This is a genomic window from Massilia sp. KIM (assembly GCF_002007115.1).
Lineage (GTDB): Bacteria > Pseudomonadota > Gammaproteobacteria > Burkholderiales > Burkholderiaceae_D > Telluria.
In genome coordinates, this window is the sequence record NZ_MVAD01000004.1 from 315,469 (window position 1) to 341,877 (window position 26,409).

Consider the following 26,409-nt stretch of genomic DNA (forward strand, 5'->3'; position numbering starts at 1 on the left):
AGACTATTCGGTGGCGGTCTCGTAGCCTTCGAGCACATTGACCACGAAGACCGCCGATTCGTCCGCCTGCCCGCCTTCGAGGATGAAGGCGGTCGGCAGACCCAGGTGGGCGATGCGCTCGCCGATCCGCAGGAAGTCGCCGGCCTGCAGCCCGAACGCCGCGCCGCCGAAGGAGACCACCAGCGCCTCGGGCCGGAACATGGCCAACTTCACACAGGCCGATTCCAGCGCCGCGAACCATTGCGCGCTGCCCGCGTCCGCCGGCAGCGGGAGATTCATCGTCGCGCCCACGCCGGCCCCGGCCCCGGTTTCGCCGGCATGGCCGGTGTACCAGGGCCAGGCGCCGCGCGGGTCGCGGTGCACCGAGACGAACAGCACGTCGGCGCGGCCGTAGAAGATGGCCTGGGTGCCGTTGCCGTGGTGTTCATCGAGGTCGAGGATGGCGACCTTGGCCAGGCCGTCGTCCAGCAGGTGCTGGGCCGCCAGCGCCGCATTGTTCAGGAAGCAGCCGCCGCCGAAGAAATCCGGCCCCGCATGGTGGCCCGGCGGACGCGTCAGCGCGAAGCTGCCGCGTTCTCCCACGCGCAGCGCGTGGGCCGCGTTGACCGCGCAGTCGGCGCCGGTCTTGGCCGCCACCCAGGTGCCGGCGGTGATGGGCGTGAGGGTGTCGGTCGCGTACAGGCCGAGCCTGGCCGCGAAGTCCTCCGGCTCCACCCCGTCCTGCACCGGCTGGCGCGCCCAGACCGAGGGAAACAGCTCGCGCCCGGCATGCGCCGGGTCGAGCGCGGTCCAGGCGTTCCAGGCGCTGCGCAGGAAGTGCAGGTAGCGCGGGCCGTGCACCCGCTCGAGCGAGACCAGGGGCACGCCGTGCGGCGTGACGATGCGGCCCAGGCCACGCCGCTCGCATTCCTTCAGGACGCGTTCCGCCCGCCCGGGCTGTTCCAGGCAGGGCGCCGGCGCGCCGTCGCGCAGGATCTGGCGGCCGGCATGCTGGGCATGGTGCTCGTTGTAGAAGGTCAGCAAGGGCGGGGAAAGGCGGCTAGTGGTTGCCGCACAGTGTACTGCTGTTGTAGGCCGCGACGAATTCGTCGAAGCTGCCGGTGTCGGTGGCTTCGATGCGGGCCTGCTCGGCCAGCGAGGCAGCCGCCATCTCGTCGAACAGGCCGGCCTCGGCCGGCATCAGCGGGCTGTCGCGGAAGTTCGCCGCGTGCAGCTCGCTCTGGCGCAGGCCGAAGGCCGCGGCCGAGCCGAGGGCGCGCACTTCTTCCAGCACCCGCGCGGACGGGGTCAGCGCCGGGTCTTCGACCTTGGCCTTCTGGTGGCTCAGCGAGGTGGCGTGCACGCCGCTGTCGTTGTGGTCCTGGTCCAGCAGCTCGGCCACCGGGCGGATGCGCTCGATCAGCTCCAGCGCCCATTCCTTCAGCGGAACCTCGGCGCCGTCGCGGGTGAGGGTGAGGTCCGGACGGCGGCCTTCCTTCACGGTGCGCGCGAAGTTGCGCGCGTGGATCGCGCTGTCGTGGGCGCTGATCAGGGGGCTGTCGTCCAGCGCGCAGAACAGCAGGAAGGCGTCCAGGAAGCGGCCGGTCTCGAGCGAGACGCCGATCGGCTCGAAGGGGTCGACGTCGAGGCAGCGCACTTCGATGTACTGCACGCCGCGGTTGCACAGGGCCTGGACCGGACGCTCGCCGGTGCGGATCACGCGCTTGGGGCGGATGGTCGAATAGTATTCGTTCTCGATCTGCAGCACGTTGGTCGAGAGCTGGATCCACTCGCCGTCCTTCTTGGTGCCGATCGCGGCATAGGGCGCGTAGGGGCGGTTGACCGCGTCCATCAGGGTGGTGACGTAGCTTTCCAGGCTGTTCTCGTGCGGGCGCAGGCCGGCCTGGGCGTCGTTCTGGTAGCCCAGGTCGCTCATGCGCAGGCTGGTCGCGTAGGGCAGGTAGAGGGTGTCGTCGGACAGCCTTTCGAGGTTGTGCGGACGGCCGCGCAGGAAGCTGGTGGTCAGCGCCGGGGTGGCGCCGAACAGGTACATCAGCAGCCAGGAATAGCGGCGGAAATTGCGGATCATCGCAATATAGCTCTCGGACTGGAAGTCGCGCAGGGCGTTGCGGCGTTCCTCGGTGATGCCTTCGCTGGCCGCGAACACCTGCCACAGCTTCTCGGGCAGCGAGTAGTTGTAGTGGATGCCGGCGATGCACTGCATGGCCTTGCCGTAGCGCAGGGCCAGGCCGCGGCGGTAGACGTGCTTGAGCATGCCGATGTTGGACTTGCCGTACCAGGCGATCTCGATCTCTTCCTCGGACGGCAGTTCGCCCGGCATCGACACGCCCCACAGGATTTCGTCGCCAAGCTTGGAATAGGCGTAGCGGTGGATGGCGTCGAGGCGGTGCAGGGCCAGACCGATGTCGTGCTCGGCCGGGGTGATGAACTCCATCAGGGTTTCCGCGTAATCGGTGGTGATCTGCGGATGCGTCAGCGCCGAACCCAGCGCCACCGGGTGGGGGGTGCGGGCCAGGTGGCCTTGCCGGTCGACACGCAGGGTTTCGCGTTCGATGCCGCGCAGACCCTGGCCGAGCAGGGCGCGGTGGTCGTCGTCCTCGAGCAGGGCCATGCGGCGATTGAATTGGTTCGACACGGAGTTTCCTTTCTTATACTGCCAGTTCGGTGGTGCAGAGAGTAACCGAAAATCGGCAAGTCCGCCGAAGGCCCCTCAATCCTTGCCGAGCCCGGCGGCGGGCCTGGCTTGCGCGGCGATCCAGGCATCCACCTGGCGCTCCAGCAGAGGCAGGGGCAGGGCGCCGCTGCCCAGCAGCATGTCGTGAAAGCGGCGCAGATCGAAGCGCTTGCCCAGGGCTTTTGCCGCGCGGTTGCGCAGGGCCAGGATGCGCAGCTGGCCGGTGGTATAGGCCAGGGCCTGGGCCGGCTGGGCGATATAGCGCTCGACCTCGGCCTCGTTGTCGGCCGGCGGGTTGGCGGTGTTGGCGTTGAGGTAGTCGAGAGCCTGCTGGCGCGACCAGCCCAGGCTGTGGATGCCGGTGTCCACCACCAGGCGCGCGGCGCGCAACAGGCGTTCGTTGAGGTGGCCGAAACGCGAGAAGGGATCGCCGAAGAAACCCATTTCCGTTCCCAGGGTCTCGGCATAGGTGGCCCAGCCTTCGCCATAGGCCGCGATCCAGCCATGGCGGCGGAAGGCCGGCAGGTCGAGCTCGGCGGCGCGCGCCACCTGCAGATGGTGGCCGGGCAGACCCTCGTGCAAGGCGATGCTGTCCACCTGCCAGATCGGGCGCGCGCCCAGCTCGGCCAGGTTCACCACCAGGGCCGCGCTGCGCGTCTCGCTGCCGGCTTCGTAGTAGGCGGCCGGCTGGCCGGGGCCGTTGGCCGTCATCGGCTTGACCGCGAGACCGGCGGCGGGAGCGTTCGACACCACCAGCGGCAGCCGGTTCTCGGCGCGCGCCAGGGTGCGGCGGTAGCGGCCCAGCAGGCTGTCCGTGTCGCCGAAGAACAGGCGCGGATCGCTGCGCGCGAAGACCATGAACTTGTCCAGGCCGCCGCGGAACCCGGTGCGCGGCAACAGAGCCTGGACCTCGGCGCGCAGGCGCGCCACTTCCTTCAGGCCGAGCGCGTGGATTTCGGCCGGCGTCGATTCCAGGGTGGTGACCTGGCGCACCAGGGCCGCGTACCAGATCGCGCCGCCGGGCAGGCTTGAGGCGCCGATGCTGTCGCGCGCGGTGGGCACGTATTCGTTGCGCAGGAAAATTTCCAGGCGATGCAGGGCCGGTGCGGTGTAGGCGGCCAGCACTTCATTGCCCTGGGCCAGCAACTGCTCGCGCGTCTCGGGCGCGATGCTGGCGGGGATGCGCTTGAGCGGCGCGCCCACCGGGCCCTCGCGCAAGCCTTCGCGCAAGCCGCGCAGGGCGTCGGGAAGCTTGTGCAGGGCGACCCTGGGCACGGTCCAGCCGCCGCGCACGCCGGCGCGCAACTGTTCGATCAGGCCGTCGACCCAGGGCTGCACCGAGGCCATGCGGGCGATGTAGGCGCGATAGTCTTCCTCGGTCTGGAAAGGCATCTGGGCCACCAGGCGCGGCAGGGCCACGTGCGGGCCGTCCCAGCTGGTGAGGGGCAGGGGATCGAAGGGGGTGAGGGTCTTGACGGCCAGGCGCTGCTGCTTGTCGAACACGAAGACTTCCCAGGACAGGCGCAGCTGCCCGTCGAGCTCCTTCGGATCGATGGCGCGCGCCGCTTCCAGCATCTGGCGTTCGTGCTCGACCGCGGCGGCGCGGGCGGCCAGGCTGGTGTCGGTGAGCAGGGCGTTGTAGCGCGCGTCGCCCAGGCCGGTGGCGCGCTCGGGATGGCGGCGCAACTGCCATTGCCAGTCGCGCTCGAACAATTCCTTGGCCTGCTCGGCGGGGCTGGGCGTGGAGGCGGCCGGGGCCGGCGCAACGGCGCTGCAGGCAATGGGAACGAACAGGACGAGAGAGGCGATCAGGCGGCGCATGCCGTCCTGCCGTCCGCCGAACCATGCCACCACCGTCGTTCCGGCGAAGGCCGGAACCCAAGTTTCGCTGCACAGCTGCGCAGACAAACTTGGGTTCCGGCCTTCGCCGGAACGACGTGCTTCAGCTAACTGGACGTTGTCGTGGCGCATGCTGTCATTCTAACAAGACGCGCCAGGGCGGCGCGTCCGTCAGGCGGCCAGGCGTCCGCCACTGACCCGCTCGATGCCGGCCAGGTCGCGCCAGCTCTGCACGTCGATGAAACCGCGCGCCGCCAGCAGCTCGCGCACCGCCTCGGCCTGGTCGTAGCCGTGCTCGAGCAGCAGCCAGCCGCCCGGCGCCAGGTGGGCCGGGGCGCCGGCGACGATGATGCGCAGGGCCGACAGGCCGTCGGCATGGTCGGTCAGGGCGCCCACCGGCTCGAAGCGCAGGTCGCCTTCGCCCAGGTGGCGGTCGCCGGCCGCGATGTAGGGTGGGTTGGAAGCGATCAGCTCGAAGGTCTCGCCGGCCACCGCGCCATACCAGTCGCTGTGCAGGAAGCGCACGCGGGCCCCGTTGGCGGCGGCGTTGGCCTGCGCCGCGGCCAGCGCGGCCTCGCTCAGGTCGAGGGCGGTGACCTCGGCGTCCGGGCGGGTGTGGGCCACCGCGACCGCGATCGCGCCGCTGCCGGTGCCCATGTCGAGCAGGCGCGCGCGCTGGGGCAGGCGCTCGATCGCCAGTTCCACGATCAGTTCGGTGTCGGGGCGGGGGATCAGGACCGCCGGGTCGACCCGGAAGGGCAGGCCGAAGAATTCGCGTTCGCCGACGATGTAGGCGATCGGCTCGCCGTCGAGGCGGCGCTGCACCAGGCCGGCGAGATGCCGGGCTTCCTCGTCGGTGAGCGCACGCTCCGCCTGGGTGATCAGGGCCGTGCGCGGCAGGCCCAGGGCGTGGCAGAGCAGGATCCGGTTTTCCAGCGGATCGAGGGGCAGGGCGCGCTGCAGCTGCCCCAGGGTGGCGCCGGCCTCGATCATGCGCGCTTGCGCAGCAGGACCCAGGCCAGCAGCACGGTCAGCACCACGAACCAGACCGCCGACCAGTGCGGAATCGCCAGGCCCAGCACGTTGTCGGTGGCGCCTTCGCACAGGCCGTCGGCGCGGAACAGGCCGGGCAGCAGGGTCGCGGTCGGGATCTTGTTCAGCATGGTCTCCATCGGATCGATGCCGCAGGTGAAGCCCGGGTTGGCGATCACGTACAGGTGCTTGCCGACCGTGACCAGCCCGCCGATGGCCGCCAGCAGGGCCACCAGCGCCGCCGCCCGGATCTTGCCGCTGATCGCGCCCACCAGGGCCGCCAGGCCGATGCCGAGGAAGGCATAGCGCTGGATCACGCACAGCGGGCAGGGCAGCATGTGCAGGATGTGCTGCAGGTAGAGGGCGAAGGCGATCAGGGCGAAGGAAATCGACGCGATGGCGAACAGGACCTGGCGGGAAGTGAACATGCGGTTTTTCTCTGGATCGTTATTCAGGACGAGGATCGGGGCATTCTCGCACGAAGTGGGCGGGTCCGCTGCCGGGCATTTTCAGCCTGGCAACTTAACCTTTGCTTAACACCCTGGCGCTCAATCGCCCAGTGCGGCCAGCAGCTCGGCCTGGTGCTCGGTGACCAGGGCATTGACCAGTTCCGCCAGGTCGCCGTCCATGATGAAGTCCAGCTTGTACAGGGTGAGGTTGATGCGGTGGTCGGTCAGGCGCCCCTGCGGGAAGTTGTAGGTGCGGATGCGCTCGCTGCGGTCGCCCGAGCCGATCAGGCTCTTGCGGGTCGCGGCTTCCTTCGACTGCTGCTCGCGCAACTGGGCGTCCTTGAGGCGCGCCGCCAGCACCTTGAGGGCCTGGGCCTTGTTCTTGTGCTGGCTGCGGTCGTCCTGGCATTCCACCACCAGGCCGGTCGGCAGGTGGGTGATGCGCACCGCCGAGTCGGTCTTGTTGATGTGCTGGCCGCCGGCGCCCGAGGCGCGGAAGGTGTCGATGCGCAGGTCGGCCGGGTTGATGTTCACGTCCTCGACCTCGTCGGCCTCGGGCATCACCGCCACCGTGCAGGCCGAGGTGTGGATCCGGCCCTGGGTCTCGGTGGCCGGCACCCGCTGCACGCGGTGGCCGCCCGACTCGAACTTGAGCTTGGAATACACGCCGTTGCCGATGATGCGCACGATGACCTCGCGGTAGCCGCCCAGGTCCGAAGGCGATTCCGACACCACCTCGACCTGCCAGCGGTTGCGCTCGGCGAAGCGGGTGTACATGCGCAGCAGGTCGCCGGCGAACAGGGCCGATTCGTCGCCGCCGGTGCCGGCGCGGATCTCGAGGAAGATGTTGCGCTCGTCGTTGGCGTCCTTGGGCAGCAGCATTTTCTGCAGTTCGAGTTCCAGCGCGGCCAGGCGGTCCTTGGCGCTGTCGATTTCCTCCTGGGCGAATTCCTTCATCTCCGGGTCGCCCAGCAGCTCCTGGGCGGCGGCGATGTCGCCCAGCGCGCCCTGGTACTGGCGGTACAGCGCCACCAGCGGCGACAGCTCGGCGTGCTCGCGGGTGAGCTTGCGGTAGTTGTCCATGTTCGCGGTGGCGTCCTGGGACATCAGGAGTTCGTCCAGCTCGACGAGGCGGTTGGCAAGTTGGTCCAGCTTGGCCAGCATGGAAGGTTTCATACGGAAATCCCGGAACAAGAATCGAATCGGATGGCCGCGCGGGCGGCCGCAGGAGGACGTGCCGGCACTGGGCCAGGCAGGAGCGAAGGGCCGCTAACGGCGGCCGCGGAACAACTGGGGCAGCAGGGCGGCCAGGCGGGCGCGCTCGTCGCCCTGGGCGTGGTGCAGGGCCTGTTGCGGGCCGTGCAGGAACTTGGCGGTCAGTCCCCTGGACAGGGCGTCGAGCACCGCTTCGGGGTCGTCGCCGCGCGCGAGCAGTTTGCGGGCGCGCTCCAGCTCGGCCATGCGCAGGGCTTCGCTCGATTCGTGCAGGTCGCGGATCACCGGCACCATGGCGCGGTCGCCGACCCAGTGCATGAAGGACTGGACGCGGGCATCGATGATGGCCTCGGCCTGCTTGACGGCGGCCTGGCGGTTTTCCATGCCGGCCTGCACCACCTGGGCCAAGTCGTCCACCGTATACAGGAAGACGTCGTCGAGGCGCGCGACTTCCGGCTCGATGTCGCGCGGCACGGCCAGGTCGACCATGAAGATGGGGCGGTGGCGGCGCGCCTTGACCGCGCGTTCCACCAGGCCCAGGCCGATCAGCGGCAGGGTCGAGGCGGTGCAGGACACCACGATGTCGAACTTGTGCAGCTGCTCCGGCAGGTCGGCCAGGCGGATCGCCTTGCCGTTGTAGCGGGCCGCCAGCGCCTCGCCGCGCTCCATGGTGCGGTTGGCGATGGTGATGGACTTCGGATTCTGGGCCGCGAAGTGGGCTGCGCACAGCTCGATCATCTCGCCGGCGCCGATGAACAGCACATGCTGGTCGGCGATGCGGTCGAAGATGCGGTGCGACAGGCGCACGGCGGCGGCGGCCATCGAGACGCTGTGGGCGCCGATCTCGGTGGTGCTGCGCACCTCCTTGGCCACCGCGAAAGTGCGCTGGAACAGCTGGTGCAGGTAGGTTCCCAGGCCGCCGGCTTCCTCGGCGGTGCGCACCGCGTCCTTCAGTTGGCCGAGGATCTGGGCTTCTCCCAGCACCATCGAATCGAGGCCCGAGGCCACGCGGAAGGCGTGGCGCACGGCGTCGTGCTGGGGCAGCAGGTAGAGGTGGGGGCGCAGCTCGGCGTAGTTGAGCGCATGATAATGCGCCAGGAACTGGGCCGAGGCGTCGAGGGGATTCGGCAGGTTGCTCGCGGCGTAGAGCTCGGTGCGGTTGCAGGTCGACAGGATGGCGGCCTCTTCGCCGCCGGCCGAGCCCTGGCGCGCGAACCAGGCGCGCGCGTCCTGGACCGCCTTGCCGAGCTGCTCAGGCCCAAGCGCCAGTTGCTCGCGCAGCGAGACCGGTGCGGTGGTGTGGTTCAGGCCGACGGCGAGCAGTTGCATTCTGGGACGGGGTCAACAGGTATGCACCCATTATACCCTTGCGTGAGAAGGGTTTCAGGGGAGACCCCCAAAAGCAGGGTCAGGCGCCCAGCTTCTCCAGGCGATAGCCGTAGGAATACACCGGCACCAGGCGGAAGCCGTTTTCCGGGCGCAGGTGCAGCTTGTTGCGCACCCGCGAGACGTGGGTGTCCATGGTGCGCGAGGGCACGTCGCTGTCGCGGACCCAGACCGACTCGTGGATGTAGGCGCGCGAGAGGGGGCGGCCGATGTTACGGAAGAACAGCAGGGCGAGCGAGAATTCCTTCTGGGTCACGTCGATCACCGAGCCGTCCTTGAGCAGGCGGCCAGGGCGGGTTTCGAAGACGTAGGGACCGAATTGCAGCTGTTCGGCGCTGTTTTGCGACGGATAGGCGCGGCGCAGCAGGGCCGAGATGCGCGCCACCAGCTCGCCGCGGCGCAGCGGCTTGACCAGGTAGTCGTCGGCGCCGGCGGTCACGCCCTCGATGATGTCGTCCTCGGCGTTATTCCCGACCAGGAAGACGATGGGCGCGTTGGCGACCAGTTTTTCCTTGGCGCGACGCACGACTTCGGCGCCTTCCATGTCAGGCACGTTCCAGTCCAGGATCAGCAGGTCCGCACTGTCCTTGCGCAACTGCCCGAGCAGTTCCTTGGCGCTGTCGTAGGATTGGCAGCTGTGGCCAGCAGCACTGAGGACCTGGCAAATCAGGTCTGCCTGGGAACGGTCTTGCTCGAGGACGGCGATCTTCATGTTGACGCTTTTAAAAGGTTGACCTTGTAGGAAGTGTCCTACAAGGTTAAACCAAATATATCAGACTTTCACAAAATAGTGCTACTGGTAAAGACGGAATTTACAATCCCACTTGTCATTTGTTGTGTGAAAGGGACCACCGACCAGTTTTTACAGTGCGCGTAGAGTGAAACCCATGCTCTCTACATAGATACAGCGAGGTAAGGACATGTTGTTTCGACGCAAAACTACCGTGGACGAATCGGACCGCGTACCGGTCAGCGGGGCGGAGATCGAACGCGCGCGCGAACGCTGCCTGCGCATGGTGAAAAAACGCGCCGCCATCTCGGCCGGCGTGGCGGTGGTGCCGATCCCCGGCATGGACGTGCTGTCCGACCTGACCACCTTCGCCGTGCTGGTGGAGGAGGTCAACAAGGAATTCGGTTTGACCCAGAAGCAGATCGAGAAGTTGCACCCGCGCCTGCGCGTGATCGCCTACCAGGCTGCGGCCTCGGTCGGCGGCATGCTCGTCGGCAAATTTGTGACACGGGGGCTGGTGCTGCGCCTGTTCAAGCGTTCGGGCGCCAAGATCGCGGCCAAGACCACGGCCAAGATGGTGCCGCTGGCCGGCCAGATCGCCGCGGCGGGCATCAGCTTCATGCTGTTCAAGAAGATGGGCGAGCAGCACGTGGAAGCCTGCGCCCAGGTGGCGCGCGAACTGGAAGCGGCCGCCGCGCAGGACCCGGAGGCCGGCACGGCGGCGATGGTGGAGCTGGCCAAGACGGAGAGTGCGGGAGCGCCGCCGGTCCCCGTGATGTAAGCCCGGTTCAATCGACTTTCGGGAAGTCGAGCACCGTATCGTTGATGCGGTTGAACAGGTTGGTCAGGGTGATCGCCGCGATCGCGAGGGTGGTGTCGACGATCTGGGCGTCGGTGACGCCGGCCGCCTTGACCGCCTGCACGGCGGCGGCGTCGACGGTGCCGGTGGTGGTTACCAGATTGCGGGCGAACGCGGCGAGCGCGTCTTCGCGGGCATTGCCGGTCGCCTCGCCCTTGCGCACGCCGACCATGGACTCAGGGCTCAGGCCGGCCATCTTGCCCATCAGGGTGTGGGCGGCGACGCAGTAGTCGCAACCGTTGGTTTCGCTGACGGCCAGCTTGATCACCTCGACGTCGCGCGCCGACAGGGTCGATTTCTTCAGGTTGGCGTCCAGGGTCAGGGCCGATTCGAGGGTGACCGGGCTGTTGCTGCCGATGTCGCGGTAGGCGTTCGGGACCTTGCCGATCGCGCCCTTGATGGCGGTGAACAGTTGGGCGGCGGCGCCGGTGGCGTCCGAGACGGGTTGCGAGTAGAGACGGGTCATGATGAGCTCCTTGTAGTGTGTCGTTGGGTTAGATGGCTGACTGTTTGTGTAGCAGCCATGGACACAGTATAGGGAGCGGGGGTGATACCTTGAATGCTCGTAAGCGGCGATGATTTGCTTGATCGTCTCAGGCGATGTGGGCGCTGCGCGACTATAAAAGAGCACCGCTAACGCAAAAACGTCGTCCCCGCGAAGGCGGGGACCCAAGTTTGCATGCGCTGCCACAGCGCTTAACTTGGGTCCCCGCCTGCGCGGGGACGACGGTTTGCTAGCTAATTAAAACAGCAGCTATTACGCAGCTCAAGCGTCCGGCAACACCACATTCACATCGAGCACCTCCAGGTTGCCCTGGCGGTCGAGCGAGATCTTGATGTCGTCCGGGTTGACCTTGGCGTATTTCGAAATCACCTCGATCAGCTCGCGATGCAGGGCCGGCAGGAAGTCCGGGCCCGTGCGGCTGTTGCGCTCGCGGGCGATGATGATCTGCAGGCGTTCCTTGGCAGCTGTCGCGCTCTTCTTTTTCTCGGGGAAGAGGAAGTTAAGTAGTGCCATCACCTAGCTCCGAAAATGCGCTGCAGCAGCCCGGGTTTCTCGTAGTTCGTGAAGCGCAGCGGGCGGTCTTCGCCCAGGAAGCGGGCCACCACGTCCTCGTAGGCTTCCGCCACGTCGGTACCCTTGAAATGGATCGCCGGATTGCCCTGGTTCGAGGCGTGCAGCACCGATTCCGATTCCGGAATGATGCCCAGCAGCGGAATGCGCAGGATTTCCTGGACGTCCTGGTAGGACAGCATTTCGTCGGCTTCGACGCGCTTGGGCGAATAACGGGTGATCAGGAGATGCTCCTTGACCGGCTCCGAACCGCTCTGGGCTCGGCGCGACTTGGCCTGCAGGATGCCCAGGATGCGGTCGGAGTCGCGCACCGAAGAGACTTCCGGGTTGGTCACGATCAGCGCCTCGTCCGCGAAGGTCAGGGCCATCAGCGCGCCGTGCTCGATGCCGGCCGGCGAGTCGCAGATGATGAACTCGAAGCCCATCTGGACCAGCTCGTTCAGCACGCGTTCGACGCCTTCTTCGCTCAGGGCGTCCTTGTCGCGGGTCTGCGAGGCCGGCAGGATGAACAGGTTGTCGCAGTGCTTGTCCTTGATCAGCGCCTGGTGCAGGGTCGCTTCGCCGTTGACGACGTTGATCAGGTCATAGACCACGCGGCGCTCGCAGCCCATGATCAGGTCGAGGTTGCGCAGGCCGACGTCGAAATCGATCACCGCGGTCTTGTGGCCGCGGATCGCCAGCCCGGTCGAGAAGCTCGCGCTGGAAGTCGTCTTGCCCACACCGCCCTTGCCGGACGTCACAACAATAATTCTTGCCACAAATAGGTCCTTTACAAAATTCCGTCAAATCGGGTTCAGGCGCGCGAGGGCGCCAGCGCCAGCGACTGGATGTCGATCCGGTCGCCGACCAGCCGGATCTGGGCCGGCTGGCGCGACATCTCGTTGGGGAAGCCTTCGTCGAAGGTCCGGTACACGCCGGCGATCGACACCAGCTCGGGTTGCATCGAGAGCGCGAAGATACGCGCGTTCGGGTTGCCGTCTGCGCCCGCCAGCGCACGTCCGTTGAGCGGCGCGTACACGTGGATGCTGCCGTCGGCAATGATTTCCGCGCCATTGTTCACCACCGCGGTGATGATCAGGTCGGTGCCCCGCGCATAAATGCGCTGGCCGGCCCGCACCGGGGTGTCGACGATCATGGCCAGCGGCGCCGGCGCCGGCGCCGGCGCCGGTGCCGCGGCGGGCGCGGGAGCCGGTTCCGGGGCGGGGGCGGGTGCGGGTGCGGGGACCGGAGCAGGGGCGGGCGGCTGGGCCGCGCTCTCTGGGGCGCGCACGCCGCTCGAACCGTCGTCCAGCGCCAGGCCATGGGCGCGGATCCTGTCCACCATCGCCGGGCTGGCGCCACGCACCGCCACCGCGTTCAGGCGGTATTTCTTGAGCAGGCCCACCAGGGCCGGCCAGTCGATGGCCGGCGCCTCGTGCGCGATCGCGGCCACGTCGATGACCGCGAACTCGTCCTCGAAGAAGTCCGACACCCCGCCGGTCATCTGCGCCAGGGCCGCATCGATGGCCACGGGATCGGCCGAGTGCAGGATCGTCGAGATGGCGACGACCGTGGAGATCTTGATTTCGATGGGCAGCGTGGTTTTCGGCATAAAAACGGGTGTGGTTGGCCTTGCGCCCGTGCATTCTACTGTGAAATTTACAGAAAAGGACAAGAACACGCACATCATTCCTGCTGGAAATTGACCCTTTGGCAGCACGTAAAAATAAGACGTTCGTTCTGTTGAAATACAGCTTGAACTCGGTTGTATTCTGTGAATTAACTGATAAGATTGATTTTGCTCAAACATTGGTAGAGCACGGAACGTAAGATGCTTGGGTTTCAGCGCCTCTGACGCCGTCAGGGGCCGTCTCGACAATACCGGCCGAGGAGGCCGGCAGAACGGAGCTTGTCATGGAAGATGTAGTCATCGTGGCCGCCGGCCGCACCGCAGTCGGCAAATTCGGCGGCACGCTCGCCAAGATCCCCGCCGCCGAGCTGGGGGCGCAAGTGATCCGGCACCTGCTGGGCAAGACGGGCATCGATCCCGCCACCGTCAGCGAAGTCATCATGGGCCAGGTCCTCACCGCCGGCGTCGGCCAGAACCCGGCGCGCCAGGCCGCGCTCAAGAGCGGCCTGCCCGACATGGTCCCGGCCTACACCATCAACAAGGTTTGCGGCAGCGGCCTGAAGGCCACCCATCTCGCCACCCAGGCGATCCGCTGCGGCGACGCCAGCATCGTCATCGCCGGCGGCCAGGAAAACATGAGCGCCTCGCCGCACGTGCTGGCCGGCTCGCGCGACGGCTTCCGCATGGGCGACGCCAAGCTGGTCGACACGATGATCGTCGACGGCCTGTGGGACGTCTACAACCAGTACCACATGGGCGTCACCGCCGAGAACGTCGCGCGCAAGTACGAGATCTCGCGCGCCGAACAGGACGAATTCGCGCTGCAGTCGCAGCTGAAGGCCGAGGCGGCCCAGAAGGCAGGCCGCTTCAAGGACGAGATCATCCCGATCGAGATCCCGTCCAAGAAGGGCCCGACCGTGTTCGACACCGACGAGTATCCGAAGCACGGCACCACCCTCGAAGCCCTGTCCAGCCTGCGCCCCGCCTTCAACAAGGAGGGCACTGTCACCGCCGGCAACGCCTCCGGCCTGAACGACGGCGCCGCCGCCGTCATCATGATGAGCGCCTCCAAGGCGCGCGAACTGGGCCTGACCCCGCTGGCGCGCATCAAGGCCTATTCCTCGGCCGGCCTCGACCCGTCGATCATGGGCATGGGCCCGGTCTCGGCCTCGCGCCTGTGCCTGCAGAAGGCCGGCTGGCGCCACGAAGACGTGGACCTGATGGAAATCAACGAAGCCTTCGCCGCCCAGGCCGTCGCCGTCAACAAGGAAATGGGCTGGGACACCTCCAAGATCAACGTGAACGGCGGCGCGATCGCGCTGGGCCACCCTATCGGCGCCTCGGGCTGCCGCGTGCTGGTCACCCTGCTGCACGAAATGCAACGCCGCGACGCCAAGCGCGGCCTGGCCAGCCTGTGCATCGGCGGCGGCATGGGCGTGGCGCTGGCGGTCGAACGCGACTGAGAATCACCCGTAACACGGCAGTGACGTACTGGCAGTAACGTACTTTGCGGTAGCGTACTTAATAACTGGAGAAGACAATGGCTAGAGTAGCATTAGTGACGGGCGGCATGGGCGGTCTGGGCGAAGCGGTGTGCATCAAGCTGGCTGCCCTCGGATACACGGTCGTTACTACTTTTTCCCCGGGCAGCAAGAAGGCCGATACCTGGCTGAGCAGCATGCGCGAGCAGGGCTATGACTTCAAGGCCTATGCCTGCGACGTGTCGGACTACGACTCGGCCCAGGAGTGCGTGCGCCAGGTGGTGCAGGACGTCGGCCCGGTCGACGTGCTGGTCAACAATGCCGGCATCACCCGCGACATGACCTTCAAGAAGATGGACAAGGTCAACTGGGATGCGGTCATGAAGACCAATCTGGACTCGGTCTTCAACATGACCAAGCCGGTTTGCGACGGCATGGTCGAGCGTGGCTGGGGCCGCATCATCAACATCTCGTCGGTGAACGGCCAGAAGGGCGCTTTCGGCCAGACCAACTACTCGGCGGCCAAGGCCGGCATGCACGGCTTCACCAAGGCGCTGGCGCTGGAAGTGGCGCGCAAGGGCGTGACCGTGAACACCATCTCGCCGGGCTACATCGGCACCAAGATGGTGATGGACATCCCGAGCGAAGTCCTGGAAACCAAGATCATCCCGCAGATTCCGATGGGCCGCCTGGGCAAGCCGGAAGAAGTGGCTGGCCTGGTGGCCTACCTGTCCTCGGACGAGGCGGCATTCGTTACCGGCGCCAACATCGCCATCAACGGCGGCCAGCACATGTCCTGAGGCTGGTCCGGCAGGCGTCGCTTCGGCGGCGCCGCCATCCTGTTGGCTCACCCACGTCGTTCCCGCGCAGGCGGGAACCCAAGTCCGATGCGTTTCGTCAGCGCATGCAAACCTTGGGTTCCCGCCTTCGCGGGAACGACGTTTTGGCGCAGCCTTTTGGGGCAGCCTATTGGGGCAGCCTTATGGGGCAGCTTTTCGGGGCAGCCACTTAATTGATAGCAGCTTGCACGCAGCAATTTCCAGATCATGAACGCTCTACCCCACGGCGGCCTTGCCCTCTCCGACCTCGACGAACAACTCCTGCTCCCCGGCACCAAGGGCCTGCCCCTGCGCGAATCCCTGCGCCAGGGCGCCATCGGCGTCCAGGGCTGGAATGTGCTGCGCGCCGACACCAGCTTCCCGGTCGCCGTGCTCAAGGACTCCGCCCTGCGCCACAACCTCGACTGGATGCGCCGCTTCTGCGAACGGCACCGGGTGACCCTCGCCCCGCACGGCAAGACCACCATGAGCCCCCAGCTGTTCGGCGCCCAGCTCGCCAACGGCGCCTGGGGCATCACCCTGGCCACCGCCACCCAGGTCCAGGTCGCGCACCGCTTCGGCGTGCGCCGCGTGCTGCTGGCCAACCAGCTGGTCGCGCCCGCCGACATCGCCGCCGTGCTGTCCCTGCTGCACGAAGATCCGGACTTCGACTGCATCGTGCTGGCCGATTCCCCGGCCGGCGCCGAGCGCCTCGCCAAGGCCGTCCAGGCGCAGCGCCTGGCGCGGCCGCTGCCGGTGCTGGTCGAGCTCGGCCTGGCCGGCAAGCGCGCCGGCTGCCGCACGCCTGACGCCGCGCTGGCGCTGGCGCGCCAGGTGGCCGCCCTCGAGGGCCTGGTGCTGGCCGGCTTCGAGGGTTACGAAGGCCTGCTGGCGACCGAGGACCGCGAGGCCGACGTGCGCGCGGTGAACGCCTTCCTCGAGCAACTGGTCGCTCTGGTGCGCGCGGCCGACGGCGAGCGCCTGTTCGGCGCCGCCGAGATCCTGCTCTCGGCCGGTGGCTCGTCCTATTTCGACCTGGTGGCGCGCGGCTTCGCGGCCGTGGATGGCTTGTCGCGCCCGGTACGCGCCGTGCTGCGCAGCGGCTGCTACCTGACATCGGACCACGGCACCTATCTGCGCCACACGGCGGAGATCGAGGCGCGCGAGCACAGCCAGGAGGAAGGCCTGCGCCCGGCGCTGGAAGTCTGGAGCATGGTGCAGTCGCGTCCCGAGCCGACCCTCGCGATCCTGACCATGGGCAAGCGCGACGCCTCCTACGACGCCGACCTGCCGGTCCCGCTCGCCACCCATCGTCCCGGGGGCGAGGCCGCCGCACCCACCCCGCTGCCGCCGGGCTGCGCCATCGTCAAGCTCAACGACCAGCACGCCTACCTGCGCCTGCCGGAAGGCGACCCCATCTGCGAGTCGCTGGCGGTGGGCGACCTGGTCGGCTGCGGCATCTCGCATCCCTGCACCACCTTCGACAAGTGGCAGTTGCTGCTGGCGGTGGACGACGCCTACACGGTGCGCTACGCGCTCAACACCTTCTTCTGAAACGGCAGGGCGGTAGGCTACAATCGGTTCCTGACCCATTGAAGACCGCCGCCATGCCCGTCACGCCGCCCTCGCTGTTCCCGCCGATCCAACCCATCCGCCACGGCATGCTCGCCGTCGACGAGCTGCACACGATCTATTGGGAAGAGGTCGGCAACCCCGAGGGCATCCCGGTGGTGTTCCTGCACGGCGGGCCGGGCGCCGGCCTGTCGCCCCAGCACCGCCGCTTCTTCGATCCGCGCACCTACCGCGTAATCCTGTTCGACCAGCGCGGCGCCGGCAAGTCGACCCCCTTGGGCGAATGGCGCAACAACACCACCCAGCTCCTGATCGAGGACATCGAGCGTCTGCGCGTGAAATTCGGCATCGAGCGCTGGCTGGTGTTCGGCGGCTCCTGGGGCTCGACCCTGGCGCTGGCCTACGGCCAGGCCCATCCCGAGCGCTGCCTCGGCTTCGTGCTGCGCGGGATCTTCCTGTGCACCAAGGCCGAAGTCGAGTGGTTCATCGAGGGCGTGCGCTGGTTCTACCCCGAGCTGTACGAGGAATTCCGGGCCCCGATCCCGGAGGAGGAGCGCGGCGACCTGCTGGGCGCCTATGCGCGCCGCCTGCTGTGCCAGGACCCCGAGGTCTACTGGCCGGCCGCGCGCGCCTGGAGCCGCTTCGAGGGCCGGCGCGTGTTCCTGCTGCCCCAGCCCGAGGAAGTCTCGTCCGACACCCTCGACCTGGGCGTGGGCCGGCTCGAATCGCACTACATGCTGCACGGCGCCTTCCTCGAGGAAGACCAGCTGGTGCGCGAGGTCGGCCGGATCGCCCACCTGCCGGCCGTGATCGTCCAGGGCCGCTACGACGTGATCTGCCCGCCGCTCTCGGCCCACCGCCTGCACGCGGCCTGGCCCGGCGCCAAACTGCACATGATTCCAGATGCCGGCCATGGCGCGCTCGAGACTGGCATCGCGGGCGCCCTGGTGGCGGCCACCGAGAGCTTCAAGCGCCACGGCCGCTTCGATTGACGGCAGGAAGAGGCGGCTCGAACGGGCGGGCTGCTACACTAGCGGCAAGACACAAGCACAACAACTCCAACGTGTTCCCATGAATATCCAGATCAGCGACATCGGCCATGTCATCCAGCTGGCGATCGCGCCCGTCTTCCTGCTCACCGGCGTGGCGACCAAGCTCACGGTCCTGACCAATCGCCTGGCGCGCATCATCGACCGCACCCGCGTGCTCGAAGACCGGCTCAAGGTCAGCCCCAACGGCGAATACGCGGCCGAACTGGAAACCCTGTACCAGCGCTCGCACCTGATCAACTACGCGATCACCTCCAGCACCGCCTGCGGCCTGCTGGTGTGCGTGGTCATCGCCATGCTGTTCCTGGGAGACACCACCAACCTGCCGCTCGACCAGTACATCGCCGCCTGCTTCGTGTTCGCGATGCTGGGCCTGATCAGCAGCTTCATTTATTTCCTGCGCGAGATCTTCATCGCCTCGCGCTTCATGCGCCAGCAGCACCTGCAGTCGCTGACCCAGCAGGTCCGCTAGCGCATCTTCGAAAGTATTTATGCACGACTACCAACGTCCCCCGACCCTGCACCGTTACGCGCTGCGCGCCGACCTGGAGAACGCGCTGCGCGCGGGCCAGTTCCGCCTGGAGCCGGCCGGCGGCTTCCTGACCCTGTCGTTTTCCACGGTCTGGGACAAGCGCCTGTTCGACGTCCTGGCCCCGGCCGACGCCTGCCTGGTGATCCACAACACCGAGGAATTCGGCGAGCGCCTGCACCGCGCGGTGCAGCGCCTGCTGCCCAACTGGGCCGGCATCGACGGCCCGGTCGAATACGGCGCTCGTTCGCGCCTGGGCTCGGCCTTCTCCAAGAGCGCGGCCCATTCGCGCGAAAAGGAATGGCAGTTCGCCTGGCGCTCGCTGTCGCCCAATGCCAGCCTGCACCCGGTCACGGTCAGCATCGGCAACATCGAGAGCTTCGCCGAGCTGCGCGACCGCGAAAGCCACCTGGCCTGACCCAGCTCCGGGCGGGCGACCGCCCGGGCCCCGTACTACTTTAGAAACACGGCTCCACGAAATCACGGTGTAATGCCGTGATGACTGCTACCGCCTATCCCCACCTGCTCGCCCCGCTCAACCTCGGCTTCACGCAACTGAAAAACCGCGTGATCATGGGCTCGATGCACACCGGGCTCGAAGACCGTTTCTACAACTACGGCAAGCTGGCCGCCTTCTACCGCGAACGCGCCCGCGGCGGCGTCGGCCTGATCGTCACCGGGGGCATCTCGCCCAACCGGCAAGGCTGGCTGCTGCCCTTCGGCGGCACCCTCAACTTCCTGGGCGACGTGCCCAACCACCGCAAGGTCACGCGCGCGGTGCACGAGGAGGGCGGCAAGATCGTGCTGCAGATCCTGCACGCGGGCCGCTACGGCTACCAGCCCTTCGTGGTCTCGGCCTCCAGCATCAAGTCGCCGATCTCGCGCTTCAAGCCCAAGGCCCTGAGCGAGGCCGGCATCGAGGCGACCATCCGCGCCTATGCGCGCTGCGCCAAACTGGCCAGGATGGCCGGCTACGACGGCGTCGAGGTGATGGGCAGCGAAGGCTATCTGCTCAACCAGTTCCTGTGCGCCCGCACCAACAAGCGTAGCGACCGCTGGGGCGGCCCGATCGGGCACCGCATGCGCCTGGCGCTCGAGGTGGTGCGCCGCATCCGCGCGGAGGTGGGCGAGGACTTCATCATCATGTACCGCCACTCGGTGCTCGACCTGGTCGAAGGCGGCAACACCTGGGACGAGGTGGTGGCCACCGCCAAGGCGCTGGAAGCGTCCGGCGTCAACTTGCTCAACACCGGCTACGGCTGGCACGAGGCGCGCATTCCCACCATCGTCACCTCGGTGCCGCGCGCGGCTTTCGCGCAGGTGGCGGCGCGGCTGCGCCGCGAGGTGAACATCCCGGTGGTGGCCTCGAACCGCATCAACATGCCGCAGGAGGCTGAAGCGCTGCTGGCTTCCGGCAGCGCCGACCTGGTCTCGATGGCGCGGCCCTTCCTGGCCGACCCGGATTTCGTGCTCAAGGCCGCGAGCGGGCGCAGCGACGAGATCAACACCTGCATCGCCTGCAACCAGGCCTGCCTTGACCACACCTTCTCCAACCGGCGCGCCACTTGCCTGGTCAACCCGCGCGCCTGCCACGAGACCGAGCTGGTCTACCGCAAGACGGCGCAGGCCAAGCGCGTGGCGGTGGTTGGCGCCGGGCCGGCGGGCCTGTCGGCGGCCACGGTCGCCGCCGAGCGCGGGCATCGCGTGACCCTGTTCGACGCCCAGGACCGCATTGGCGGCCAGTTCAACGTCGCCATGCGGGTGCCGGGCAAGGAGGAATTCGCCGAGACCATCCGCTACTTCGGCCGGCGCCTGGCCTTGCTGGGCGTGGAAGTGCGCCTGAACGAGCGCGTCACGCGCGAGCAGCTGGTCGCGGCCGGCTACGACGAGGTGATCGTGGCGACCGGGATCACGGTGCGCAAGCCGCGCATCGAGGGCGTCGATCATCCCAAGGTGCTGAGCTACCTGGACGTGCTGCGCTACGGCAAGCCGGTGGGGCGCAAGGTGGCCATCATCGGCGCGGGCGGAATCGGCTTCGACATGGGCGAGTTCCTGGTGCACGACCCGGCGGTGCCGCTGCCGGTGCCGGCCGGGCACTGGATGGCGGAGTGGGGCGTGGACCCCTCGGGCGGCACGCCGGGCGGCCTGGTCAAGCCGGCGCCGCCGCATCCGCCGCGCCAGGTCTGGCTGTTGCAGCGCAAGAGCACCCGGCCGGGGGCGGGCCTGGGCAAGACTTCCGGGTGGGTGCACCGGGCGACCCTGGTGCGCAATGGCGTGACCATGCTGGCCGGGGTGAGCTACGAGCAGATCGACGACGCGGGCCTGCACATCAGCGTGGGCGGCGAGGCGCGGGTGCTGGAGGTGGACAACGTGGTGATCTGCGCCGGGCAGGAGAGCCTGGCGGAGCTGATGCCGGAGCAGCCGATCAATGGCGGGCCGCGCTTCCACAAGATCGGCGGGGCGGCGCTGGCGGCGGAACTGGACGCGAAGAGGGCGATCCGGGAGGGGGCGGTGCTGGCGGCGGGGCTGTGAGGAGGGCGCGGGTGGGGTGAGGAACTTGGGCCCCCGCCTCCGCGGGGGCGACGTACTTGGGCCGCGTGCTACGACGTATTTGGTCCGCGTGCTACGAAGTACTTGGGCCGCATGCTATGACGTACTTGGCCACGTGCTGCGGTTGCGTGCTAAAGAGATAGCACTCTACGTTCCGCCCCCTTTACCAACGTCGCCCCCGCGGAGGCGGGGGCCCAAGTTTGCAAACCTACCGCCAACGCTTACTTTTTGCGCACCACCACGCAGCCAATCGAATACCCCGCGCCGAACGAGCAGATCACGCCGTTGGAACCCGCCGGCAGATCGTCCTGGTACTTGTGGAAGGCGATGATCGAGCCCGCCGACGAGGTGTTCGCGTAGGTGTCGAGAATCACCGGCGCCTCTTCCGGCGTCGCGTCGCGCCCGAGCAGGGTGCGCGCAATCAGGAGGTTCATGTTCAGGTTCGCCTGGTGCAGCCAGTAGCGCGAAATGTCCTTGATCTCCAGCCCGGCATTGCCCACCGTGGTGGCGATCATCTCGGCCGCCATCGGGCACACTTCCTTGAACACCTTGCGGCCCTGCTGGCGGAACAGCTTGTCCGGCTGGCCCACCCCCGCCTCGTCGAAGCGGTTCATGAAGCCGAAGTTGTTGCGGATGTTGTTCGAGAACTTGGTCTTGAGCTGGCTGTCCAGCACTTCCCACTGGTGGGCGCTGGTCGCCGTCTCCGCCGCTTCCACGACCACCGCGGTGCAGGCGTCGCCGAAGATGAAATGGCTGTCGCGGTCGCGGAAGTTCAGGTGGCCGCTGGTGATCTCGGGGTTCAGCATCAGCACGGCGCGCGCGCGGCCGTTGCGGATCGCGTCCACCGCGGTGGCGATGCCGAAGGTGGCCGAGGAGCAGGCCACGTTCATGTCGAAGCCGAAGCCGTCGATGCCCAGCGCTTCCTGGACTTCGACCGCCATCGCCGGATAGGGACGCTGCATGTTGCTGCAGGCGACCAGCACCATGTCGATGTCGGCCGGGGTCTTGCCCGCGCGCGCCAGCGCGTCGCGCGCGGCCGCCACGCACATCTCGGCCTGCAGCGAGATCTCGTCGTCGGGGCGCTCGGCGATGCGCGCGGTCATGCGCGTCGGATCGAGGATGCCTTCCTTTTCCATCACGTAGCGCGACTTGATGCCCGAGGCCTTTTCGATGAAACCGCTGCTCGAGGGCTCGAGCGCGGTCACCGTGCCGGCCGCGATCGCGGCCGCATGCTCGGCGTTGTACAGCTCGACGTAGGCGTTGAAGGCCGCCACCAGCTCGTCGTTGGAAATGGATTGTTCGGGCGTGAACAGCCCGGTGCCGCTGATGACGACAGGTTTCATGTTGAGCAAACTTTCAATGAATATAAGGGGACTTGCCCGCAAGATGCGCCGATTCTACACGGTCGTGCTAAAACGGGGAATCGCCGCAAGCCCTGCGATCAGCGGTCCTGTTGCGCCAGTGTAGTGGTTCCGGCGCGCTTGGAAAGCTGGACCTTCTCGCCCTTGAGGTGGCGCAGGGCCTGGGCCAGCTGGAAGTCGTCCGCGCTGCCGTAGTCGAGCGGCTTGCGCAGGCGCGCCTCGGCCAGCAGGCGCATCTGCTCCTCGATGTCCTCGTCGCGGGTGGCCACTTCCTGCTCGCGGTCGTTCGACAGGTGGCGCTCGAGGTCGGCCTCGCGCATGCGCAGGGCGTTCAGGCCGTCGCCCTCGGCGGTTTCGTCGACCGGGAAGTCGGGCAGGATGCCGCGGGCCTGGATCGAGCGCCCGGCGGGCGTGTAATAGCGCGCCGTGGTCAGCTTGACGGCGGCGTCGCGCCCGATCGGGCGGATGGTCTGGACCGAGCCCTTGCCGAAGGTCTGGCTGCCGAGGATGGTGGCGCGCTTGTAGTCCTGCAGGGCGCCGGCCACGATTTCCGAGGCCGAGGCCGAGCCGGTGTTCACCAGCACCACCATCGGCAGGGTCTTGAAGGCGGCCGGCAGGCTGGCCAGCGGATCGGCGCCGCTGCGCAGCATGTAGAACTCGGGCCGTCCGTAGAAGCGCTGCTTGGAGTCGGCCAGCTGGCCGTTGGTCGAGACGATCTCGGCGTCCTTGGGCAGGAAGGCGGCGGCGACCCCGATCGCGCCCTGCAGCAGGCCGCCCGGGTCGTTGCGCAGGTCCAGCACCAGGCCCTTCATGTCCGGGTTCTCGCGGTACAGGGCCTGCAGCTTGGCGGCCATGTCGTCCACGGTCGGTTCCTGGAACTGGGCGATGCGCAGCCAGGCGTAGCCCGGCTCCACCATCCTGGCCTTCACGCTTTTCTGGATGATTTCGCTGCGCGTGATGGTGAAGCGCAGCGGGGCAGGGGCGTCCTTGCGGGCGATGGTCAGGGTCACCTTGGTGCCGGGCTCGCCGCGCATGCGCTTGATCGCCTCGTCGATCGGCATGCCCTGGATCGAGACGTCGTCGATCTGGGTGATCAGGTCGCCCTCCTTGATGCCGGCGTGGTAGGCCGGCGAATCCTCGATCGGGGAGACGATTTCGACGTAGCCGTCGTCGCTCTCGAGGATCTCGATGCCGAGGCCGACGAAGCGGCCCTCGGTCCCTTCGCGCAGCTCGCGGTAAGCGCGCGGGTCGAGGTAGGCGGAGTGCGGGTCGAGCGAGGCCACCATGCCGGAAATCGCTTCCGACAGCAGGGTCTTGTCCTCGACCGGTTCGACGTAGGTGGATTTGATGACGCCGACGACCTCGGCCAGCTGGCGCAGTTCGGCGATCGGCATGCTTTCCTCGACCGGCTTGTAGGCCAGGGCCGAAAACTGCATGCTCAGCGCAACCCCGGCGACCGCGCCGAGGCCGACGAGACAGGAATTCTTGAATGTTGAGCCCATGGGTCACCCGTTGTGGCTGCGTGCGCCTCCGCGACCGCCACCCCTGTCACGCCTGAGGTAGCGCAAGGCCAGTATAAACCGGTTCCAACCCGGCTGCGGCGATGCGCGCAAACCGCAAGTTGGTTGACTCTGCTGTAAATACACTCGGGGATCTGTAAAGAAATATTACGGCTTGCTTGCCGATGGTAAGCAATTGTAAGAGTGCAAGCGCGGCAGTACGAGGCAGCCTATAGTCGATTCCAGTTTTTCTCTCTCTCCACTTTTCGAAGTGGTCTTTGCCCACGGCCCCCTCCGTGGGCTTTTTTCTTTCCGGCCCCGGAAGCGTGCCGTGCAGGCTGCCTCTCGTCCATTCTACATTCCAGCACGCAACACCTACCCGGATTTCATGGCACTTGTTGTCCCGGTCCAACACATGCATATGCGGCTTCGGCCCCTGGCGTGTATCGAAAAGTAAAAAAGCCCGACTCCCCCACGCCGCCAGTTTCTCAGCCGCTAGAATGGTTTTTTGCCCCGCGCGCCAAGGCGGGCAGGGTGAAACATTGCAAGACCTGATTTCGCACCTTGAGGATTTCCTGTGAAGCGACACCTTCTGAGCACCCTGAGCCTGTCCATCATGACGGCCTTCGCCCTCAACCTCGCCCATGCGGCGGACCAGGCGCCGTCCAAGGCGGCCCCGATTTCCGGCATCGACACCCAGTACATCGACACCAGCGTGCGTCCCCAGGACGACTTCTTCACTTACCTGAACGGCAAGTGGCTGAAGGAGACCGAGATCCCGAGCGACAAGGCGAGCTGGGGCACCTTCATGAAGCTGCGCGACGACACCACGCCGCAGCTGCGCGCCATCATCGAGGCCGCGCAGAAGAATCCGGCGGCGAAGAAGCAGGGCACCGAAACCCAGAAGATCGCCGACCTGTACGCCAGCTTCATGGACGAAGCGCGCCGCGAACAACTGGGCTACAAACCGCTCACCGGCGAGCTGGCGCGCATCCGCTCGCTCAAGGACAAGAAGGGCGTCCCCAGCCTGTCCGCCCACCTGGCGAAGATCGGCGTCCCCACTCCCTACGGCATCCGGGTCGCCCAGGACGCGCGCGCCTCCACCAAGTATGCGGCCTATATCTCGCAGGGCGGCCTGGGCATGCCCGACCGCGACTACTACCTGAAGCTGGACGACAAGCGCATGGCCGACACCCGTGCCGCCTACCAGCAGCATGTGGCGAAGATCCTGGCCCTGGCCGGCGAGCCCAGGGCCGAGGCCCAGGCCGCGGCCATCGTCGACTTCGAGACCGAGCTGGCCAAGGTGCAGTGGACCAAAGTCGAGAACCGCGACCCGGTCAAGCGCTACAACAAGATGAGCGTGGCCGAGTTGTCGAAGCTGGCGCCGGGCTATGACTGGAAGGGCGCGCTGGCGGCGGCCGGCGTGGGCGGCAAGGCCGACTACGTAATCGTGGCCCAGCCGAGCTACCTGAGCGGCTTCAACGCGGTGCTGGAAAAGACCGACCTGGCCACCATCAAGTCGTATTTCGAATGGCAGCTGCTGCGCGAATACGCGCCCTACCTGTCGAAGGCCTTCGTGGACGAGAACTTCGCCTTCTACGGCACCGTGCTGACCGGGGTCACCGAGCAGCGCCCGAACTGGAAGATCGGCGTGGCAACCGTCGAAGGCGCGCTGGGCGAAGCCCTCGGCAAGCTGTACGTGAAAGAGCACTTCCCGGCCGAGCGCAAGGTGCGCATGGAAGAACTGGTGAAGAACCTGATGGTCGCCTACAAGGATTCGATCGACCAGCTCGACTGGATGAGCCCCGCGACCAAGAAGGAAGCCCAGGCCAAGCTGGCCCGGTTCACGCCCAAGATCGGCTACCCGGACAAGTGGCGCGATTATTCCTCGCTCGCGATCCGCGGCGAAGACCTGGTCGGCAACGTGATGCGCGCGGCCACCCACAGCTACCAGCGCAACATCAACAAGCTGGGCAAGCCGATCGACCGCCAGGAATGGGGCATGACGCCGCAGACCGTGAACGCCTACTACAGCAGCTCGATGAACGAGATCGTGTTCCCGGCCGCGATCCTGCAGCCGCCCTTCTTCGACATGCGCGCCGACGACGCGGTGAATTACGGCGCGATCGGCGCCGTGATCGGCCACGAGATCGGCCACGGCTTCGACGACAAGGGCAGCCAGTCGGACGGCGAGGGCAACCTGCGCAACTGGTGGACCGAGGAAGACCGCGCCGCCTTCAAGGCCCGCACCGACAGGCTGGTCAAGCAGTTCAGCGCCTTCGCGCCGCTGCCCGGCTATCACGTGAATGGCGAGCTGACCCTGGGCGAGAACATCGGCGACAACGCCGGCCTGGCGATCGCCTACAAGGCCTACAAGATCTCGCTGGCCGGCCAGCCGGCCCCGGTGATCGACGGCTTCAGCGGCGACCAGCGCTTCTTCATGGGCTGGGCCCAGGTATGGCGCACCAAGATGCGCGAGGCCCAGCAGATCAACCAGGTCAAGACCGACCCGCATTCGCCGGGCCAGTTCCGTGCCAACGGCACGGTGATGAACATGCCGGCCTTCTACGAGGCCTTCGGCGTGAAGGAAGGCGACAAGATGTACCTGGCGCCGCAAGACCGGGTTTCGATCTGGTAAGCTGAAAAACTGACCGCGGCCGCGCCACGAGCGCGGCCGCGGCA

Annotated in this window: 23 protein-coding genes; 9 read left to right on the forward strand and 14 right to left on the reverse strand. The window is 67.1% G+C overall.

Annotation, left to right across the window (positions count from 1 at the left end):
- Positions 1-3: 3 nt before the first annotated feature.
- The 8 genes from B0920_RS24050 to B0920_RS24085 form a co-directional block, all read right to left on the reverse strand.
- Positions 4-1,023, reverse strand: coding sequence for a histone deacetylase family protein (locus B0920_RS24050; protein WP_078035219.1), 1,020 nt, complete (start codon positions 1,021-1,023; stop codon positions 4-6).
- Between the two features lie 16 nt (positions 1,024-1,039).
- On the reverse strand, positions 1,040-2,635 hold the full coding sequence (gshA, locus tag B0920_RS24055) for a glutamate--cysteine ligase (protein ID WP_078035220.1): 1,596 nt from the start codon (positions 2,633-2,635) through the stop codon (positions 1,040-1,042).
- 75 nt (positions 2,636-2,710) lie between these two features.
- Positions 2,711-4,525 carry a DUF885 family protein gene (locus B0920_RS24060; RefSeq protein WP_229456843.1) on the reverse strand — a complete coding sequence of 605 codons (1,815 nt, stop codon included), beginning with the start codon at positions 4,523-4,525 and terminating at the stop codon, positions 2,711-2,713.
- Positions 4,526-4,684: 159 nt separating this feature from the next.
- Positions 4,685-5,506, reverse strand: a complete 822-nt coding sequence (prmC, locus tag B0920_RS24065) for a peptide chain release factor N(5)-glutamine methyltransferase (RefSeq protein ID WP_078035222.1) — start codon at positions 5,504-5,506, stop codon at positions 4,685-4,687.
- The gene (locus B0920_RS24070) at positions 5,503-5,973 is read right to left on the reverse strand and encodes a disulfide bond formation protein B (RefSeq protein ID WP_078035223.1); all 471 of its coding nucleotides are present in this window, start codon (positions 5,971-5,973) and stop codon (positions 5,503-5,505) included. The genes prmC and B0920_RS24070 overlap by 4 nt, the downstream gene beginning before the upstream one ends.
- A gap of 120 nt (positions 5,974-6,093) precedes the next feature.
- Positions 6,094-7,170, reverse strand: coding sequence for a peptide chain release factor 1 (gene prfA, locus B0920_RS24075; protein WP_078035224.1), 1,077 nt, complete (start codon positions 7,168-7,170; stop codon positions 6,094-6,096).
- A gap of 93 nt (positions 7,171-7,263) precedes the next feature.
- Positions 7,264-8,538, reverse strand: coding sequence for a glutamyl-tRNA reductase (hemA, locus tag B0920_RS24080; RefSeq protein ID WP_078035225.1), 1,275 nt, complete (start codon positions 8,536-8,538; stop codon positions 7,264-7,266).
- Between the two features lie 79 nt (positions 8,539-8,617).
- On the reverse strand, positions 8,618-9,307 hold the full coding sequence (locus tag B0920_RS24085; protein WP_078035226.1) for a response regulator transcription factor: 690 nt from the start codon (positions 9,305-9,307) through the stop codon (positions 8,618-8,620).
- Between the two features lie 208 nt (positions 9,308-9,515).
- Here B0920_RS24085 and B0920_RS24090 point away from each other — a divergent pair, with 208 nt between their 5' ends.
- Positions 9,516-10,106 carry a hypothetical protein gene (locus B0920_RS24090; protein WP_078035227.1) on the forward strand — a complete coding sequence of 197 codons (591 nt, stop codon included), beginning with the start codon at positions 9,516-9,518 and terminating at the stop codon, positions 10,104-10,106.
- Between the two features lie 7 nt (positions 10,107-10,113).
- On the opposite strand, the gene B0920_RS24095 is transcribed toward B0920_RS24090, so the two are convergent.
- The 4 genes from B0920_RS24095 to minC all read right to left on the reverse strand — a co-directional run bounded on the left by B0920_RS24095 (position 10,114) and on the right by minC (position 12,850).
- Positions 10,114-10,650, reverse strand: a complete 537-nt coding sequence (locus tag B0920_RS24095; protein ID WP_078035228.1) for a carboxymuconolactone decarboxylase family protein — start codon at positions 10,648-10,650, stop codon at positions 10,114-10,116.
- Positions 10,651-10,950: 300 nt separating this feature from the next.
- Positions 10,951-11,202: a cell division topological specificity factor MinE gene (gene minE, locus B0920_RS24100; RefSeq protein WP_078035229.1), complete on the reverse strand. Its 252-nt coding sequence runs from the start codon at positions 11,200-11,202 to the stop codon at positions 10,951-10,953.
- On the reverse strand, positions 11,202-12,017 hold the full coding sequence (gene minD / locus B0920_RS24105; RefSeq protein ID WP_078035230.1) for a septum site-determining protein MinD: 816 nt from the start codon (positions 12,015-12,017) through the stop codon (positions 11,202-11,204). Before minD ends, minE begins: the two co-directional genes overlap by 1 nt.
- A 35-nt stretch (positions 12,018-12,052) precedes the next feature.
- Complete coding sequence (minC, locus tag B0920_RS24110) at positions 12,053-12,850, reverse strand: septum site-determining protein MinC (RefSeq protein WP_078035231.1); 798 nt, start codon at positions 12,848-12,850, stop codon at positions 12,053-12,055.
- Positions 12,851-13,152: 302 nt separating this feature from the next.
- Here minC and B0920_RS24115 point away from each other — a divergent pair, with 302 nt between their 5' ends.
- The 7 genes from B0920_RS24115 to B0920_RS24145 all read left to right on the forward strand — a co-directional run bounded on the left by B0920_RS24115 (position 13,153) and on the right by B0920_RS24145 (position 20,849).
- The gene (locus B0920_RS24115) at positions 13,153-14,331 is read left to right on the forward strand and encodes an acetyl-CoA C-acetyltransferase (protein ID WP_078035232.1); all 1,179 of its coding nucleotides are present in this window, start codon (positions 13,153-13,155) and stop codon (positions 14,329-14,331) included.
- A 77-nt stretch (positions 14,332-14,408) separates the two neighbouring features.
- Entirely contained in the window at positions 14,409-15,149 is a 741-nt protein-coding gene (gene phbB / locus B0920_RS24120) for an acetoacetyl-CoA reductase (protein WP_078035233.1), read from the forward strand.
- Between the two features lie 246 nt (positions 15,150-15,395).
- The gene (locus tag B0920_RS24125) at positions 15,396-16,721 is read left to right on the forward strand and encodes an amino acid deaminase (protein WP_078035234.1); all 1,326 of its coding nucleotides are present in this window, start codon (positions 15,396-15,398) and stop codon (positions 16,719-16,721) included.
- Between the two features lie 53 nt (positions 16,722-16,774).
- Positions 16,775-17,731 (forward strand): prolyl aminopeptidase, encoded by a 957-nt coding sequence (gene pip / locus B0920_RS24130; protein WP_078035345.1) that lies wholly within the window; start codon positions 16,775-16,777, stop codon positions 17,729-17,731.
- A 79-nt stretch (positions 17,732-17,810) separates the two neighbouring features.
- Complete coding sequence (locus tag B0920_RS24135; protein ID WP_078035235.1) at positions 17,811-18,260, forward strand: DUF2721 domain-containing protein; 450 nt, start codon at positions 17,811-17,813, stop codon at positions 18,258-18,260.
- 19 nt (positions 18,261-18,279) lie between these two features.
- Entirely contained in the window at positions 18,280-18,735 is a 456-nt protein-coding gene (locus B0920_RS24140; RefSeq protein ID WP_078035236.1) for a hypothetical protein, read from the forward strand.
- 80 nt (positions 18,736-18,815) lie between these two features.
- Positions 18,816-20,849, forward strand: a complete 2,034-nt coding sequence (locus tag B0920_RS24145; protein ID WP_078035237.1) for an NADPH-dependent 2,4-dienoyl-CoA reductase — start codon at positions 18,816-18,818, stop codon at positions 20,847-20,849.
- 239 nt (positions 20,850-21,088) lie between these two features.
- On the opposite strand, the gene B0920_RS24150 is transcribed toward B0920_RS24145, so the two are convergent.
- Both B0920_RS24150 and B0920_RS24155 read right to left on the reverse strand, forming a co-directional pair.
- Positions 21,089-22,210, reverse strand: coding sequence for a beta-ketoacyl-ACP synthase III (locus B0920_RS24150; protein ID WP_078035238.1), 1,122 nt, complete (start codon positions 22,208-22,210; stop codon positions 21,089-21,091).
- A gap of 98 nt (positions 22,211-22,308) precedes the next feature.
- Positions 22,309-23,730: a S41 family peptidase gene (locus B0920_RS24155; protein WP_078035239.1), complete on the reverse strand. Its 1,422-nt coding sequence runs from the start codon at positions 23,728-23,730 to the stop codon at positions 22,309-22,311.
- A 574-nt stretch (positions 23,731-24,304) separates the two neighbouring features.
- On the opposite strand from B0920_RS24155, the gene B0920_RS24160 reads away from it, so the two are divergent.
- Positions 24,305-26,365 (forward strand): M13 family metallopeptidase, encoded by a 2,061-nt coding sequence (locus B0920_RS24160; protein WP_078035240.1) that lies wholly within the window; start codon positions 24,305-24,307, stop codon positions 26,363-26,365.
- The last annotated feature ends 44 nt before the right edge of the window (positions 26,366-26,409 follow it).

Coding starts and splice junctions, on each gene's coding strand:
- prmC (WP_078035222.1), bottom strand. CDS start 5,506: ATGATCGAGGCCGGCGCCACCCTGGGGCAGCTGCAGCGCGCCCTGCCC.
- B0920_RS24070 (WP_078035223.1), bottom strand. CDS start 5,973: ATGTTCACTTCCCGCCAGGTCCTGTTCGCCATCGCGTCGATTTCCTTC.
- prfA (WP_078035224.1), bottom strand. CDS start 7,170: ATGAAACCTTCCATGCTGGCCAAGCTGGACCAACTTGCCAACCGCCTC.
- hemA (WP_078035225.1), bottom strand. CDS start 8,538: ATGCAACTGCTCGCCGTCGGCCTGAACCACACCACCGCACCGGTCTCG.
- B0920_RS24085 (WP_078035226.1), bottom strand. CDS start 9,307: ATGAAGATCGCCGTCCTCGAGCAAGACCGTTCCCAGGCAGACCTGATT.
- B0920_RS24090 (WP_078035227.1), top strand. CDS start 9,516: ATGTTGTTTCGACGCAAAACTACCGTGGACGAATCGGACCGCGTACCG.
- B0920_RS24095 (WP_078035228.1), bottom strand. CDS start 10,650: ATGACCCGTCTCTACTCGCAACCCGTCTCGGACGCCACCGGCGCCGCC.
- minE (WP_078035229.1), bottom strand. CDS start 11,202: ATGGCACTACTTAACTTCCTCTTCCCCGAGAAAAAGAAGAGCGCGACA.
- minC (WP_078035231.1), bottom strand. CDS start 12,850: ATGCCGAAAACCACGCTGCCCATCGAAATCAAGATCTCCACGGTCGTC.
- B0920_RS24115 (WP_078035232.1), top strand. CDS start 13,153: ATGGAAGATGTAGTCATCGTGGCCGCCGGCCGCACCGCAGTCGGCAAA.
- phbB (WP_078035233.1), top strand. CDS start 14,409: ATGGCTAGAGTAGCATTAGTGACGGGCGGCATGGGCGGTCTGGGCGAA.
- B0920_RS24125 (WP_078035234.1), top strand. CDS start 15,396: ATGAACGCTCTACCCCACGGCGGCCTTGCCCTCTCCGACCTCGACGAA.
- pip (WP_078035345.1), top strand. CDS start 16,775: ATGCCCGTCACGCCGCCCTCGCTGTTCCCGCCGATCCAACCCATCCGC.
- B0920_RS24135 (WP_078035235.1), top strand. CDS start 17,811: ATGAATATCCAGATCAGCGACATCGGCCATGTCATCCAGCTGGCGATC.
- B0920_RS24140 (WP_078035236.1), top strand. CDS start 18,280: ATGCACGACTACCAACGTCCCCCGACCCTGCACCGTTACGCGCTGCGC.
- B0920_RS24145 (WP_078035237.1), top strand. CDS start 18,816: ATGACTGCTACCGCCTATCCCCACCTGCTCGCCCCGCTCAACCTCGGC.
- B0920_RS24150 (WP_078035238.1), bottom strand. CDS start 22,210: ATGAAACCTGTCGTCATCAGCGGCACCGGGCTGTTCACGCCCGAACAA.
- B0920_RS24155 (WP_078035239.1), bottom strand. CDS start 23,730: ATGGGCTCAACATTCAAGAATTCCTGTCTCGTCGGCCTCGGCGCGGTC.